Genomic DNA, 14,929 nt, shown 5'->3' on the forward strand with positions numbered 1-14,929 from the left:
GCTAGACCCGTTCCTTGGACCGGGTGCGCACCCGCAGGGCGATCGGCTTCTGCGTCTCGGCGAAGAAGTCGTTGCCCTTGTCGTCGACGACGATGAACGCCGGGAAGTTCTCGACCTCGATCTTCCACACCGCCTCCATGCCGAGTTCCGGATACTCCAGCACCTCGACGGACTTGATGCAGTCCAGCGCCAGCCGCGCCGCCGGGCCGCCGATCGACCCCAGGTAGAACCCGCCGTACTCGTTGCACGCCTTGGTGACCTGCGCCGAGCGATTTCCCTTGGCCAGCATGACGAACGAGCCACCGGCGGCCTGGAACTGGTCGACGTAGGAGTCCATCCGCCCGGCCGTCGTCGGGCCGAACGAACCCGAGGCGTACCCGTCGGGAGTCTTGGCGGGACCCGCGTAGTAGACGGCCATATCGCGCATGTACTGCGGCATCGGCTCGCCCGCGTCCAGCCGCTCCTTGATCTTGGCGTGCGCGATATCGCGGGCCACCACCAGCGGCCCGGTCAGCGAGAGCCGGGTCTTCACAGGGTATTTCGACAGTTCCGCCCGGATCTCCGACATCGGCCGGTTCAGGTCGACCTGCACCACGTCGCCGCCCAGGATGGCGTCGGTCTGCTCCGGAAGGTATTGCGCCGGTTCGGTTTCCAGCTGCTCCAGGAACACGCCCTCGGGGGTGATCTTGGCCAGCGCCTGACGGTCGGCGGAGCACGACACCGCGATCGCGACCGGGCAGCTGGCGCCGTGCCGCGGCAGCCGGACCACCCGCACGTCGTGGCAGAAGTACTTGCCGCCGAACTGGGCGCCGATGCCGAAGGACTGGGTCAGCTTGAAGACCTCCTCCTCCAGTTCCAGATCCCGGAACCCGTGCGCCGACAGCGATCCCTCGGTCGGCAGGTTGTCGAGGTAGTGCGCGGAGGCGTATTTCGCGGTCTTCAGCGCGAATTCCGCACTGGTGCCGCCGATCACGACCGCCAGGTGGTACGGCGGGCAGGCCGCGGTGCCCAGGGAGCGAATCTTCTCGTCGAGGAACTCCAGCATCCGCGTGGGGTTCAGGATGGCCTTGGTCTCCTGGTACAGGAACGACTTGTTCGCCGAGCCGCCGCCCTTGGCCATGAACAGGAACTTGTAGGCGGGATGCGCCGGATCGCCTGCCGCGGAATACAACTCGACCTGTGCGGGCAGGTTGGAGCCGGTGTTCTTCTCGTCCCACATGGTGATCGGGGCCAGCTGCGAGTACCGCAGGTTCAGCTTCGTGTAGGCGTCGAAAACGCCGCGGCTGATCCATTCGGCATCGTCGGCGCCGGTGAGCACGCCCTCGGACTTCTTGCCCATCACGATCGCGGTGCCGGTGTCCTGGCACATCGGCAGGATGCCGCCCGCGGAGATGTTCACGTTCTTCAGCAGGTCCAGCGCCACGAACCGGTCGTTGCCGGACGACTCCGGATCATCGATGATCTTGCGCAGCTGCGACAGGTGCGCCGGGCGCAGGTAGTGGCTGATGTCGTGCATCGCCTCGGCGGTGAGCATCCGCAGCACATCGGGTTCGACCTGCAGGAACGTCCGGCCGCCCGCCTCGAACGTGCTGACACCCTCGGTGGTCAGCAGCCGGTACGGGGTGTCGTCCGCGCCGGTCGGCAGCAGATCCGAGTACAGGAAATCAGGCGCGGACACGTTTTCGCACACTCCTCGACGAGGGCCGGGGCGCGCACGCCCACGCAGCCGGGTGAATCCAAGCGAACCGACTCTAGCCAGGACCCGATGCCGCGCCGATCTCAGGCAAGCCTAATCTTCATCACCAGTCACATAGGTTGCACCTTCAACATTGTCGGTGTACCTGTCGTTTGGAGTGGTGGCCGAGGACGGGGAGGCAATAGCATGACGTATCAGGGACCTGGAGAGGAATCGTGACGGAGCGCAGCGAGGGCACCATCAGCGCAGCACCGTCCGGCACGGCGGCGCCGAGCGCCAGCGAGGCGGGGCTGTGACGGAACCCCGGTGGCTCGACGATGTCGAGATGCGCGCCTGGCTCGGCTTCGTCTTCACGCGCGATCTCATCGCCGCGGCGGTCGGCCGGGATTCGCTGCGCGCCTCGAATCTGACCTACGTCGAGTACACGGTGCTGTCCCGCCTCGCCGACTCCGAAGACCACCGGCGCAGCTTCGCCGAACTGGCGGGCGTGCTGGAGTGGTCGCAGAGCAGGCTCTCGCACCAGATCACCCGAATGGAGAAGCGCGGCCTGGTCGCGCGCGAGGCGATCCCCGACGATGCCCGGCGCACCGCCGCCGTGCTCACCGCCAAGGGGGCCGAGGTCCTCGACACCGCCGCGCCCGCACACGTCGAGAGCGTGCGCCGCAACATGATCGACGTACTGGACCGCGATCAGCTCGCGGCCCTGGCCGACATCTACGACACGCTGCTCGCCCATCATCGAAGACCGGGTGATCAACACCACGCCGCCGCCCCGGCCCCGTCGGACGGCGCAAACCCGTGACCTTCGGTGTTCCGGCCCGGACGACTCCCCCTCCGGGCCGCGAGCAAGCCGGGATGACGGGAGGTCAGGTTTGGTTTGCGCCCCATCGGGTATCGGGAAAGACTAGGCTCGTAATGGCAAGCGAGGAGCAGCCGTGCGCGAGCCCACCTGACGAGCAACCGACCTACCCTTCGAAAGGGGCAGGAGTTTCCATGTCCGACGTGTCCATCGGCCTTTCGCCGGATTCGCTGCCGTCCGGCCCGGTCGACACCCTGCTCCCGCAGTTGGTCGAGCACCTGCGGCAGAATCGCACCGAGTTGCGTGAGGAATGGGCTCGTCGCATCGGCGATGCCGCACTACTCACGGCCATGACCCCGGAGGAGATCTTCTCCGAGGCCACCTCGATCTACGACAACTACGTCGAGGCACTGCAGACCGGTAGCGTCGAGGCCCTGCAGGCATACGCCCGCGATCTGTCCGAGCGCATCATTCCCCGTGGCGTCGAGACCGACGAGGTCATCGGTATCGTGCTGCTGCTGCGAGATGTGCTGGCACGCAGCCTCTTCGAGAAGTACCAGACCAATTTCGACCTGCTCAAACGGGTGCTCGACGCGTACGAGCCGGCCGCCAACCGCATCGCCAACACCGTGGCCATCTCCTTCGTGCAGGAGCGCGAGCGCGTCATCCGGCAGCAGCAGGAGGCCATCCGCGAGCTGTCCACCCCGGTCCTGCAGGTGCGCGAACAACTGCTCATCCTGCCCATCATCGGCATGCTGGACAGCCAGCGCGCCCGGCAGCTCACCGAGCAGCTGCTGCGGGCGATCCGGGCCAACCGCGCGAAGGTCGTCGTCATCGACATCACCGGTGTGCCCTCGATAGACTCCACGGTCGCCAACCACCTGGTGCAGACCGTCGACGCCTCGGGCCTGATGGGCGCCAGCGTCATCATCACCGGCTTGTCCTCGGAGATCGCGCTGATCCTGGTGACCATAGGCCTGGACCTGTCGAAGATAACTGCGGTCGGTGACCTGCAGGGCGGCATCGAGGAGGCGGAGCGGTTGCTCGGCTACGAAGTCTCCCGCGTGACCGATCGCGACGGACGCTGAACCGGGGCGCCCCCATGCCGGTACCCATTCTGAAACAGGGCACCTACCTCATCGCGTCCGTGCAATCGGCACTGACCGATGCCGATACCGAGCGGCTGCAGGACGACTTGATGAAGTACGTCAGCAAGTACCGCGCGCAGGGCATCATCGTCGATGTCACCGCGATCGACGTGATGGACTCCTTCGCCGCGCGCTCACTGCGCACGATCGTGCACATGACCAAGCTGCGCGGCGCGCAGACGGTCATCGTCGGCCTGCAACCCGAGGTGGCCTTCGCCATGGTGCAATTGGGCCTCACCTTCGAAGACATGCACACCGCTCTGGACCTCGAGGAAGGTTTGGCCTGGCTCAACAGAAAGTTCTCCGCCCGCCACCAGCGAGATGGTTCGTGACCGTGACCTCCGACAACGTGGTGATCGCGGTCAAGATGTCCAACGACATCGTGACCGCTCGTCAGGCCGGTCGAGAGCTGGCGGCCAAGCTCGGCTTCACGCTGACCGACATCACCATGATCTCCACGGCCATCTCCGAGGTGGCCCGCAACATCACCAGTTATGCCGGCACCGGCGAGATTCGCGTGACCGTGGAGGATCGCGAGGGTCGGCGCGCCCTCGTCGTGCAGGCGCAGGACCAGGGACCGGGCATTCCGGACATCATGCGGGCCCTGGAGGACGGATTTTCGACCGGGCGCGGCCTCGGTCTCGGCCTGCCGGGGGCGCGGCGGCTGATGGACCGGCTGCTCGTGGAGTCCACACCCGGGCAGGGCACGCTGGTGGAGATGTGGAAGTGGGCGCCCGCCGGTGCATGAGGACGGATTTATCGGCGCGGTCGAATGGGCCGTCGCGGGCCGCGCGCTGCCCGGTCAGAAGATTTCCGGTGATCGTTCCGTAGTACTCGACGCCGGCGGTGGCGCGGTGCTGTTCGCGGTGCTCGACGGACTCGGGCACGGGTCGGCCGCCGGGGAGGCCGCCGATCGGGCCACGCAGGTGCTGTCGGAGAATCGCGCCGAACCCCTCGACGTGCTGATGGTGATGTGTCATCGCGCCATGTCCGACACCCGCGGTGCGGCGGTGTCGCTGGCGCTGTTCAGCTCCGAGGACCAGTTGCACTGGCTCGGCGTCGGCAATGTGGAGTCCCGGGTGGTGACGGCCGGGCCCGGCCGGCCCGTCGTGCGGTCGACCGCGCTGCTCACCGGCGGCATCATCGGCTACCTGCTGCCGCAGAACCTGCAGACACAGACCGTATCGGTCCGGCCGGGCGACCTGCTGCTGATGTCCACCGACGGCATCGTCGACGAATTCGTGGAGAGCATCGACCTGGCCAAATCGACCGCCGACATCACCGCCGACATCCTCGGCCGCCATGCCAAGGACACCGACGACGCGCTGGTGCTGGCGGCCCGGCACCGCGGCCACACGGATCCGATGCCGTGAACGAACGCAGGTCCCCTCCATGAGCGCCGTGTTGGCGGCGTTCCGGGATGCCTACTCCAATGCGCTACGGCTGCACCTGGATTCGCCGACGCAGAACACCCTCGCCGAGGGATACGAGCTCGGCCGCCGCGCGCTCGTGGAGGGCGTGAGCATCCTCGATCTCACCGAGCACCACTTCCGGCTACTCGGCCGCGAGGGCCTGCTGGCGAAGGGCGGCGCCCGGGGCGGAGCGGCCGACGGCAGCACCCGGTCCGAGGCCGCGCTGGAGTTCCTGCTGCAGACCCTCGCCGCGCTGGACGTGGCGACCCGCGGCTTTCTCGACAGCACCCGCAGCTACGAGATCCAGCGGCTGCGCGCGGAGGACCTGGAGGGCCGCGACGCCTTCCGCACCGCGCTGGTCGAATCGCTGCAGGACGGCTTCTTCATCGCGGACGCGCACGGCACGCTGACCGAGGTCAACTCCGCCTTCGGCGCCCTGACCGGCTACGGACCCGACGGGGCGCCCTACGCGCTGCCGCATCCGTGGGTGTCGGACGACGGCGCGAAATACCCGGACCTCGGCACCGAGGCCGCGCGCTTCGTAATGCCGGTGCGTCACCGCGACGGACGGCGGCTGTGGCTGGCGGTGAGCACGTCGTCGCTGGTGAAACCCGAAGACGACGAGCGGATCTTCGTCGGCACGATTCGCGACGTCACCGCCGAGCACGACGCGCAGGCACGGGATCAGGCGGTGTCACGGCTGGCGACCGCGGTCGCCGCGGCCACCAGCGTGGTCGAGGTGCTGGCGGTCGGGCTCGAGGAGCTGCGCCGCGCGATCGGCGCCGAGACGGCCGTGGTGTCGGTATGGCCGAATCGCCAGACGGGGCCGGAACTCTATGTGTCCGGGCCGGTTTCGGGCACCGCCACGGCGGCGTCGGAGCCCGGCGAACGCATCCACGCCTCCGAGTCGTCCACCGACCCGGAGGAGGTCGCCGCCGCGGTCTCCCGTCAGGTGCTCGACGCCCGCGCCCGCGCGCTGCTCGATCGCGCCCGCACGCGACCCGGCCGGACCATGTTCGCGATCCCGGAGGGCGCCTCGACCTCGGAGGGCATCGTGGCGCCGCTGGGCGAGACCGGCGATGCCGCGCTGTGGCTGCGCTTCGCCGCGCCGCGCGCCATCAGCCCCGGGGACTGGGCGTTGTTCTCGCTGCTCGTCGGGCATCTCAGCCTGGCCGTGCAGCGGGCCCGCAACTTCGACCAGGCCCGCTCCACCTCGCTCACGCTGCAGCGGGCCATGCTCGGCCCGATCGAACTGCCGCCGCGGTTCTCGGTGCACTACGAACCCGCGCTGCCGCCGCTCGAGATCGGCGGCGACTGGTACGACGTGGTGCAGCTGCGCGACGGCACCATCGGCGTCGTGGTCGGCGACTGCGTCGGGCGAGGTCTCTCGGCGGCGGTGGTGATGGGCCAATTGCGTTCGGCGGCAAGGGCTCTGCTGCTGCGCGGTGCGGGCCCCGCACAGCTGCTCGCCGAGCTCGACACGGTCGCCGCCCGCATCCCCGGAGCCATGTGCACCACCGTATGCGCGGCGATCCTCGATCCCGTGCGCGGCCTGATCCGCTACTCCAGCGCCGGACACATGCCCCCCGTTCTCGCCGATCCCGACGAGAAGGGACGGCTGCTCGAGGGCGGCCGCGCGGTACCCCTGGCCACCTTCGACCCGCCGCAGCGCCCGGAGGCGACCACCGCCCTCGCGCCGGGGTCGACGCTGGTGCTGTTCACCGACGGACTCGTGGAGCAGCGCGGCATCGATATCGATATGCGCTTCGACGACCTCGCCGACGAATTGTCCGGCGCCGCAGCACATCAGCCGCGCGAGGTGGCCGACGCGGTGCTGTCACGGCTGCGCCCGGCGGCCGGGTACGACGACGACGTGGCCATGGTGGTCTACCGGCAGCCGCCGCTCCCGCTGCACGTGGACGTGCCCGCCGAGCCGGGCCGCCTGGCGGCGGTGCGGCGCGAGCTCTCCGCCTGGCTGGCCGCGGCCGCGGTCCCGGCCGAACTGTCGGCCGATCTGGTCGCCGCCGCCAACGAGGCGTGCAGCAACAGCATCGAGCACGCCTATCTGGACACTCCCCCGGGTCATATGGTGCTCACCGCCGATTGTTCGGTGGACCGGGTCACGATCGAGGTCGCCGACACCGGCGTGTGGCGGCCGCTGCCCGAGGATCCCGGCCCGCGCGGCCGCGGCATCGCCATGATGCGCGCGCTCACCGACGAACTGATCATCGATCATCAGGGCGTGGGGACGCGGGTGCAGATGATCGTGACGCTGCCCGCGGTCGCGTTCTCCGCGGCCGCCCGGGTGTGACGACACACACCCGGCGGCCCGCCGGTCGGTCACAGACGAGACACTCCGGCGCATTCCCGCCAGCGATTCGGCCACAATCCGCGGAACACCCGGAATACCTGGGGTTTTCGCCGCGAGGAAAGCTACGAAACGCCAACCAATCGGCCGACGATGCAGCGCGGACGGCGGGTTCATGGCAGATTGTCTTGATGTGACCAACACTTCCGGAGACGCGAATCCCCTCGCCGACGCGATGACCACCTCGGTCTCGGTGCACGACGAAGCGACCGTCCTGACGGTGGCCGGTGAGGTCGACCTGGCGACCGCCCCCGCGCTGGAGAACGCGATCGAGGCGACACTGGGCGGCAAGCCCGCGGCCTTGATCATCGATCTGGCGCAGGTGACCTTCCTCGCCTCCGCCGGGATGGCCGCTCTCGTCGGCGCGCACCAGCGGGCCGGGCAGTCCACCCGCATAGCGGTGGTCGCCGACGGTCCGGCCACCAGCCGCCAGCTCAGGATGACCAACCTGGACCAGGTCTTCACCCTGCACTCCAGCCTGGATCAAGCACTGGCGGACCTGCGCGAGTGATTCCGGCCGAAAGCGCGCCGGAGATAATGGAGAGGCGCGCCCGGCACCCCTTGTTCCCGGCGCGCTTTCGGCCGCGGCTCAGACCAGCTCGCGCAGTTGCTCGATCAGCTTCACCCGCTCGCCGGGCGTGCCCGCCAGCGGCACCACGTTCAGCACGGTGACCCCGGCCTCGCGGAACGCCGCGATCCGCTCCTTCACGAAGCCCGCGGAACCGATCAGCGAAATGTCACGAACGAGGTCGTCGGGCACGACCTTGGTGGCCGCCTCCTTCTCACCGGCCAGATACAGCTCCTGGATCCGGTCGGCCTCGGCGCCGTAGCCGTACTTGGTGGCCAGCGTGTGGTAGAAGTTCTTGCCCTTGGCGCCCATTCCGCCGATGTAGAGCGCCAGATGCGGCTTGACGAACTCGCGCAGCCCGTCCACGTTATCGCCGATGGCCAGCGCCGGACCGGCGTAGACCTCCAGATCACCCAGTGCCGCATCGCGTTTGGCCTTTCCGGCCGCCAGCGCGTCGCCCCAGATGTCCTCGGCCTTCTCCGGCAGGAAGAAGATCGGCTGCCAGCCCTCGGCGATCTCCGCGGCCAGTTCGACGTTCTTGGGGCCGAGGGCGGCCAGCAGCACCGGAATGCGTTCGCGGACAGGGTGGTTGATCAGCTTGAGCGGTTTACCCAGCCCGGTGCCGCGCTCGGCCGGGAGCGGGATGGTGTAGTACTTGCCGTCGTACTGCAGGCGTTCGCGCCGCCACACCTTGCGGCAGATCTCGATCACCTCGCGGGTGCGTCCGATCGGGGCGTCGTAGGGCACGCCGTGGAAGCCCTCGATCACCTGCGGGCCCGAGGCGCCCAGGCCCAGGATGTAGCGGCCGTCGGAGACGTAGTCCAGGCCCGCGGCGGTCATGGCGGTCAGCGTGGGGGTGCGGGTGTAGAGCTGCAGGATGCCCGAGGCCAGCTGCACACGATCGGTCTTGGCGGCCAGGTAGCCCAGCCCGCTCACCGCGTCGTAGGAGTACGCCTCGGGCACGAAGGCGATGTCCAGGCCCGCCCGTTCCAGATCGGCGACCTCCGCCGCCACCTCTTTGAACCCGCCCGCATAGTTGATGCCCAGTCCGATACGCATCAGATATGCAACTCCTTTCATATGCAACTCGTTTAGTACTACCTCGAGCCGGTCTGTCACCGCAACGGTTCCGGCACTGCCTCGACCCGAAGCATGGCATCCCGCCCGCGAACCGGTCCTGTTCGGTCCGGCTTCGCGCCGCGCGAGCACGATCGGCACGCGATCCGGCCGTACCTGTCGACGACCGCGCGGCAGCGGCCGGTACGGTTGTCGGCGAACCGTACGCCCAGCATCCAAACGGGAGGCCCCGCAGCATGTCTCAGGACACCGCGCCGTCACAGGACACCACCACCTTCGGGGAGTCGACGATCGGGCGGTACCTGGACGATCTGGCGGCCAAGATCCCGGCGCCCGGCGGCGGTGCGGTGGCCGCGCTGCACGCCGCGCAGGGGGCCGCGCTGGTGGCCATGGTCGCCCGCTACACCACACGGGCCAAGGATGCCGACAACCGGCCGGTGGTCGACCGCATCATCGCGGCCGCCGACGCCGCCCGCGAGCGCGCGCTGGCGCTGGCCGACGCGGACGCCGCCGCCTTCACCGCCGTCGGCGCCGCCTACAAGCTGCCCAAGTCGACCGACGCCGAGACCGCCGCCCGCGCCGACGCCGTCACCGCCGCCCTGCTGCAGGCCGCCCGCGTCCCGGCCGCCGTCGTGGCCGAGGCCGACGAGATCCTCTCCCTGGCAACCGATCTGCTCCCGATCGGCAACCCGAACGTGGTGACCGATATCGGCGCCGCGGCCGATGCCGCCCGCGCCGCCGCGACCAGTTCCCAGCTCAACATCGCCATCAACGTGGCCTCGCTGAGCGAGGGCCACGGCGCGGAGTTCGCCCCGGTGCTGCGCACGATCGATGAGATCGTCGCCCGCGCCGACGCCCTGCACACCGACGTGGTGGCCGCCATCACCGGCTGAGCCCCAGCTGCGGGATCGCGGTCGCCGCGCTCAGGGCTTGTCGTAGCGCTCGAGCCAATCGAGGGTGACCTCCCGGCCCACCTCGGCACCCGTGTTGAGGACCTCGGCGTCGAATCCGTGGTCCAGATAGGGCAGTTCGACGTAGCGGTTCCGGATACCGGCGGCGGTCAGACGGTCCGCGAATTCCGCTGTGTGCGAGGCGAACACGAGGTGATCCCCGCGCCCCTGGAACAGCAGCGTCGGCGGGGCCGCCGGGGTGATCTGGGGCGCGGAGTCGGTCGCGGCGTAGCGGTCCGGATACTCCGAGACGGGGCCGCCGATGTATTCGCGGGCGACGTGCTCGCCTTCCGCACTGTCGCGTTCCGACGCCGCCAGATCCACCGCGGGGTACACGGCCACGACCGCGCGGACCTTCGGGATCTCCGCCGCGCTGCCGCAGCTGGGCTGCAGGCGGCCCGCATTCGCCTTGTACGCCACGTTGATCGCGAGGTTGCCCCCTGCCGACCCGCCGAAGGTGGCCACGCGGTTCATATCCCACCCGTACCGACCCGCGTTGGCCGCGGCCCAGGTCATCGCGCAGCCGACGTCCGCGTCCTCGGTGTTCCAGCGCAGGTTACCGGACTCGGACAGCCGGAAGTCGACGTCGAGCACGGCATAGCCGCGGCCTGCCAGCCAGTGGTTGTACGGGGAGGGTCCCTTGCTGCCCGCGATGAACCCGCCGCCGTGGATGTTCACCACCAGCGGGATCGGCGCGGCACTCGGCGGGGGCAGGTACAGATCGGCCTGCATGCGCTCGCCGTCGAGGGTCGCGTAGGTGACGGTCTCGTTCGGCACCTTCCCGGCGGACACCAGCGGCAGCGGCGCGAACAGCGTCCACTTGCCGGTGGCCGCGTGCGCCGACAGCGCCAGCCCGACGCTGGTCACCAGGCACAGCACCAGCCCCACCGCCGTCGCCGCGGCCACCGATCCGGACGGCCATGTGCGCCGCAGGCGGATCGCCGACAGCGCCGCGAGGACGGCGACCACCGCCACCACGATGTTCCAGGAACCGAAGGAGTCGCGGAACCAGCCGATCGAGAGCACGGCGGCCTGCAGCGGCCGCACCTGCAGCAGCGGCCCCGTCCACGAGACCGGCACCAGGGCGAGCACCTGGGCCAGGACCGTGTACAGGCCCAGCGGCGCCGCCACCGTCAGCAGCAGCATTCGGATCGGCGACCACCACCGCCGCCGCCTCGGCCGCGGCTCGGGCTCGGCACGCTCGGTCACGGCATTCGTCTCCTGCTGGCCCGGCAACACGATCACCGATGCTACGGAGGTGGCCCGCGGCGCGCGCACCGACGGTCCGGTATGTCCGGTTACGGCGCAATACAACGGGTACGCCGTTAACAGACGGCACGCCGCGAGAGATGTTGCGACAGGCCGCGTTTTGATCACGAACCGGACACGTTCCGGGGCGCTACATGATCATGAAGTACTAAAATGAACATCTCGAAACCACACCACCTGAGGGGGTGGAGCCATGTGGAACGTGATTCGACATCTGTTCCTGGCTATCGTGATCGCGACGCTCGCCGCGGTCACCTCCGGCACGGCGGCGGCGATCCCCGCCGGTGATGCCCGCTCCGAATTCCGCACCGCCGTCGGCGGCACTACCGCGGACGCGGATATGTCCAATTTCTCGTTCACCGTGACCCTGCCCAGCGGTGAGTCGCGGACCATGCCCGCCTCGATGGGCAAGTCCGGCTACGAGACGCCGACCGGCACCTTCACGGTGATCGAGAAGGCCCGGAGCACCACCTTCGACTCGCGCACCATCGGGATACCGCTCAGCAGCCCGGAGGGCTACCTGCTCACCGGCGAGTACGCGGTGCGCCTGACGTGGGGCGGCGTCTTCGTCCACTCGGCGCCGTGGTCGGTGGATTCGCAGGGCTACGCCAATGTCAGCCACGGCTGCATCAATCTCTCTCCCGACGATGCCGCGTGGTACTTCGCCAACGTCAATGTCGGCGATCCGGTGACCATCCACTGGTGAATTCCGTGGCCGCGGGTCAGGGCATCCGCGGCCACGCCTTCGCCGCGAGGGCCTCCGCGGCCCGGGCCATCCCGGCCACGTCCTGCCCTGCAGGACGGCGACGTAGACGACGGGGTGACTAGGCGGTCCGGGCTGTCTCCGCCGCCTGCACCACGTGCCGCATCAGCAGGGCCGTGGTCACGGGGCCTACGCCGCCGGGGACCGGGCTCAGGGCACCGGCCTTGCCGGCCACCGAGGCCGCGTCCACGTCGCCGACGATGCCGCCGTCGGGTCCCTCGTTGGTGCCGACGTCGATGACCACCGCGCCCTCACGGACATGCTCGCCGGAGATCAGGCCCGCGCGCCCGACGGCGGCGACCACGATGTCGGCGGCCGAGGTGACCGCGGGCAGATCCGTAGTGCGCGAGTGGCATACGGTGACCGTCGCGTTCTCCGCCAGCAACAGCTGGGCCAGCGGCTTACCGACCACGTTCGACCGGCCCACGACCGCTACGTGCCGTCCGGCGAGCGGAATACCGTGGTGCTTCGCCAGCTCGACGACCGCCTCGGCCGTGGCGGGCGGGAAGCTGGGCAGCCCGCTGGCGAGCAGGCCCAGCGACAGCGGGCTCACGCCGTCGACATCCTTGCCCGCCGCGATGGCGGAGCTGACATCGTTGAGCCCCACCCCCGGCGGCAGCGGGGTCTGCAGCATGACCGCGTCCACGGCCGGGTCCGAGCTCAGCTTCTCCAGCTCCGCGCGGATCGCATCCGCGGTGGAGTCCGCACCGAGATCGGTCGTGTCGCAGGTGATCCCGAGCTTCGCGGCGGCGCGCTGCAGCGACTTCACATACCAGCCGCTGGCCGGATCGTCGTTGGCTACCACCAGGACGAGCCGCGGCGCGGTCCCCTGCGCGGTGAGCGCGGCGGCGCGCTGCTCGGTATCGGCCCTGAGTGCGGCGGCAAGTTCCTTGCCGGTCAGCGAAGTCGTGTCCACGGGCACCCACCCTATCGGGCGCCGCGCAGGTCACGACGGCTGGCGTGGCCTCTATCGCTACCGACCCGCTACCGCGTTACATCTGGAAATGTCACACCCTCAAATCCTCGCCGGGCACGCCGGTCCGCCGTATCGTTGGCTCGATTGTTCTCGAGCCAATTGCCAGCAACACGCGCATGACCCCGTTCGCTCGGAAAGGTGTCGACTGCAGTGAAAATAGCAAGGCGTTTCCGATATCTCGCCGCATCCTCGGCGGTGGCCCTCATGCTCGCCGGGCCCGCCGCCACCACGGCCACCGCCGCCGAAGGCCCGGCCCCCCTGTACAACTCCGCCCAATCCAACTTCCTCAACGGCAACGATCCCGCCGGGCTGGCCGATCTGCGGCAGCTGCTCGACGAAGCCCCCGACGACGCGCAGGCGCTCGCGCTGCAGGCCGTCTGGTCGGACTACGTCGGTGACCTGCTGGGCCGCGAGGCCGCGCTGAACCGCCTCGGCGGCATCGACGGCAACATGGCCAACGGGACGCGGAATCTGCTGGGCGCCATCGGCGCCGCCGTCGGCACCCTGCCCAATCCGCTCCCGGCGCTGATCGGCCCGCAGACCGGCATCGTGGTGCTCGGCTACGGCCTGCTGCCCGACGGCTCGCTGCGCCCCGAACTGGTGAACCGGCTGCAGGCGGCGTGGTTGCAGGCCATCGCCGCACCGGGTTCCCGCATCGTGGTCACCGGCGGCAACCCGCAGAACGGCGTCCCGGAGTCGGTCGCGATGGCGGGATGGCTGATCGGACACGGCATTCCGGCCGACCGGGTGCTGGTCGAGGACCGCGCCGGGTCGACGGTGCAGAATGCGCTGTTCAGCACCCGGATGCTGCGGGACAACGGCCTGACGAGTGCGGTGGTGGTGACGTCGCCGAACCACATCCGCCGCGCGGTCGCGGATTTCATCGTCGCCGGAATCCCGGTGGTGGGCGCGATGACCTCGACCGATCAGCTGGTGTCGCAGCTGCCGCCGCCGAACAAGGCCGCCCAGCGCGGCATCTACCTGGACGCCACCCGCACGTTCCTGCTGCCGTCCGCACGGTAAAACCGCTTGTCGGCCGGTGGACAATGATCCGGTGACCGCACCCCATCAGGAATCCGTCGTCGCCGAGCTCCGCGCCGCCGGCTGCGTATTCGCCGAGGACGAGGCCGCCCTGCTCACCGCCGCGGCCTCGTCCCCCGACGATCTGAATGCCCTGGTGGCGCAGCGGATTTCCGGCATACCGCTGGAACATCTGCTGGGCTGGACCGACTTTCGCGGCCTGCGGGTGGCGGTGGCGCCCGGCGTTTTCGTACCCCGGCAGCGCACCGGGTTCCTCGTGGAGCAGGCGGTCGAGCGCGGTCGCATCGGCACCGGGAGCGGCCGGGTCGTGGTCGATATGTGCTGCGGCTGCGGTGCGCTCGGCCTCGCGGTCGCCACCGAGTTGGCCGCGTACGGGATCGCCGTCGAGCTGGCCGCGAGCGATATCGAGCCCGCGGCGGTGGCGTGCGCCCGGCGCAACCTCGAACCGCTCGGCGCCCGGGTCTATCGGGGCGACCTGTTCACGCCGCTGCCCGGGGACCTGACCGGCCGCATCGACATCCTGCTCGCCAACACCCCCTACGTCCCCACCGCGATGATTCCCCGGATGCCGCCGGAGGCACGCGATCACGAACCCCGCTCGGCCCTGGACGGCGGCTCCGACGGTCTCGACATCGCGCGCCGAGTCGCGGCCGCGGCCCCGTCCTGGCTCGCGCCCGGCGGCCACGTCCTGGTGGAGGCGAGCGGGACGCAGGCGCCCGTCGCCGCGGAAATCTTTGCCCGGCAAGGCCTCACACCCACGGTCGCCCACGCCGAGGAACTCGACGCCACCGTGGTCATCGGCACCCGGCCGGTACCGGACCGATGTGCTCGACAGTCCGGCAATCTCCCCCGGTAGCAATGC

Annotated in this window: 14 protein-coding genes and 1 pseudogene; 11 read left to right on the forward strand and 4 right to left on the reverse strand. The window is 69.6% G+C overall.

Features of this window, described 5'->3' with window-relative positions; genetic code table 11:
- Position 1: 1 nt before the first annotated feature.
- Positions 2 to 1,678 carry a fumarate hydratase gene (locus NM1_RS12120; protein ID WP_084519493.1) on the reverse strand — a complete coding sequence of 559 codons (1,677 nt, stop codon included), beginning with the start codon at positions 1,676 to 1,678 and terminating at the stop codon, positions 2 to 4.
- A gap of 310 nt (positions 1,679 to 1,988) precedes the next feature.
- Between NM1_RS12120 and NM1_RS12125 the strand changes: the two genes are divergently transcribed.
- From NM1_RS12125 to NM1_RS12155, 7 genes are all read left to right on the forward strand, one after another.
- Positions 1,989 to 2,498, forward strand: a complete 510-nt coding sequence (locus NM1_RS12125; RefSeq protein ID WP_068018377.1) for a MarR family winged helix-turn-helix transcriptional regulator — start codon at positions 1,989 to 1,991, stop codon at positions 2,496 to 2,498.
- 191 nt (positions 2,499 to 2,689) lie between these two features.
- Complete coding sequence (locus tag NM1_RS12130; RefSeq protein ID WP_068018381.1) at positions 2,690 to 3,583, forward strand: STAS domain-containing protein; 894 nt, start codon at positions 2,690 to 2,692, stop codon at positions 3,581 to 3,583.
- Positions 3,584 to 3,597: 14 nt separating this feature from the next.
- Entirely contained in the window at positions 3,598 to 3,975 is a 378-nt protein-coding gene (locus NM1_RS12135) for an STAS domain-containing protein (RefSeq protein WP_068018384.1), read from the forward strand.
- A gap of 35 nt (positions 3,976 to 4,010) precedes the next feature.
- The gene (locus tag NM1_RS12140) at positions 4,011 to 4,391 is read left to right on the forward strand and encodes an ATP-binding protein (protein ID WP_068018556.1); all 381 of its coding nucleotides are present in this window, start codon (positions 4,011 to 4,013) and stop codon (positions 4,389 to 4,391) included.
- The gene (locus NM1_RS12145) at positions 4,384 to 5,016 is read left to right on the forward strand and encodes a SpoIIE family protein phosphatase (protein ID WP_068018387.1); all 633 of its coding nucleotides are present in this window, start codon (positions 4,384 to 4,386) and stop codon (positions 5,014 to 5,016) included. The genes NM1_RS12140 and NM1_RS12145 overlap by 8 nt, the downstream gene beginning before the upstream one ends.
- 19 nt (positions 5,017 to 5,035) lie before the next feature.
- On the forward strand, positions 5,036 to 7,366 hold the full coding sequence (locus NM1_RS12150) for a SpoIIE family protein phosphatase (RefSeq protein ID WP_068018389.1): 2,331 nt from the start codon (positions 5,036 to 5,038) through the stop codon (positions 7,364 to 7,366).
- A 190-nt stretch (positions 7,367 to 7,556) separates the two neighbouring features.
- Positions 7,557 to 7,934, forward strand: a complete 378-nt coding sequence (locus NM1_RS12155; RefSeq protein ID WP_373864037.1) for an STAS domain-containing protein — start codon at positions 7,557 to 7,559, stop codon at positions 7,932 to 7,934.
- Between the two features lie 78 nt (positions 7,935 to 8,012).
- Here the strand turns inward: NM1_RS12155 and NM1_RS12160 are convergent, their stop codons facing one another.
- Positions 8,013 to 9,050, reverse strand: coding sequence for an LLM class F420-dependent oxidoreductase (locus NM1_RS12160; RefSeq protein WP_068018392.1), 1,038 nt, complete (start codon positions 9,048 to 9,050; stop codon positions 8,013 to 8,015).
- A gap of 254 nt (positions 9,051 to 9,304) precedes the next feature.
- Between NM1_RS12160 and NM1_RS12165 the strand changes: the two genes are divergently transcribed.
- Entirely contained in the window at positions 9,305 to 9,961 is a 657-nt protein-coding gene (locus NM1_RS12165) for a cyclodeaminase/cyclohydrolase family protein (protein ID WP_068018395.1), read from the forward strand.
- Between the two features lie 30 nt (positions 9,962 to 9,991).
- Here NM1_RS12165 and NM1_RS12170 read toward each other — a convergent pair whose 3' ends face one another.
- Positions 9,992 to 11,227 carry an alpha/beta hydrolase gene (locus tag NM1_RS12170; protein ID WP_211339394.1) on the reverse strand — a complete coding sequence of 412 codons (1,236 nt, stop codon included), beginning with the start codon at positions 11,225 to 11,227 and terminating at the stop codon, positions 9,992 to 9,994.
- A gap of 394 nt (positions 11,228 to 11,621) precedes the next feature.
- Here NM1_RS12170 and NM1_RS43930 point away from each other — a divergent pair.
- A pseudogene (locus NM1_RS43930) lies at positions 11,622 to 11,993 on the forward strand (L,D-transpeptidase); the annotation flags it as partial.
- Between the two features lie 118 nt (positions 11,994 to 12,111).
- On the opposite strand, the gene NM1_RS12180 reads toward NM1_RS43930, so the two are convergent.
- Positions 12,112 to 12,966, reverse strand: a complete 855-nt coding sequence (locus NM1_RS12180) for a bifunctional 5,10-methylenetetrahydrofolate dehydrogenase/5,10-methenyltetrahydrofolate cyclohydrolase (RefSeq protein WP_068018405.1) — start codon at positions 12,964 to 12,966, stop codon at positions 12,112 to 12,114.
- Positions 12,967 to 13,176: 210 nt separating this feature from the next.
- Here NM1_RS12180 and NM1_RS12185 point away from each other — a divergent pair, with 210 nt between their 5' ends.
- On the forward strand, positions 13,177 to 14,049 hold the full coding sequence (locus NM1_RS12185; protein WP_246011297.1) for a YdcF family protein: 873 nt from the start codon (positions 13,177 to 13,179) through the stop codon (positions 14,047 to 14,049).
- Between the two features lie 31 nt (positions 14,050 to 14,080).
- Complete coding sequence (locus NM1_RS12190) at positions 14,081 to 14,923, forward strand: putative protein N(5)-glutamine methyltransferase (protein ID WP_068018562.1); 843 nt, start codon at positions 14,081 to 14,083, stop codon at positions 14,921 to 14,923.
- The last annotated feature ends 6 nt before the right edge of the window (positions 14,924 to 14,929 follow it).

This window comes from Nocardia mexicana NBRC 108244, from assembly GCF_001613165.1.
Taxonomy (GTDB): Bacteria; Actinomycetota; Actinomycetes; order Mycobacteriales; family Mycobacteriaceae; genus Nocardia; species Nocardia mexicana.

Coding starts and splice junctions, on each gene's coding strand:
- NM1_RS12150 (WP_068018389.1), top strand. CDS start 5,036: ATGAGCGCCGTGTTGGCGGCGTTCCGGGATGCCTACTCCAATGCGCTA.
- NM1_RS12165 (WP_068018395.1), top strand. CDS start 9,305: ATGTCTCAGGACACCGCGCCGTCACAGGACACCACCACCTTCGGGGAG.
- NM1_RS12160 (WP_068018392.1), bottom strand. CDS start 9,050: ATGCGTATCGGACTGGGCATCAACTATGCGGGCGGGTTCAAAGAGGTG.
- NM1_RS12140 (WP_068018556.1), top strand. CDS start 4,011: ATGTCCAACGACATCGTGACCGCTCGTCAGGCCGGTCGAGAGCTGGCG.
- NM1_RS12135 (WP_068018384.1), top strand. CDS start 3,598: ATGCCGGTACCCATTCTGAAACAGGGCACCTACCTCATCGCGTCCGTG.
- NM1_RS12130 (WP_068018381.1), top strand. CDS start 2,690: ATGTCCGACGTGTCCATCGGCCTTTCGCCGGATTCGCTGCCGTCCGGC.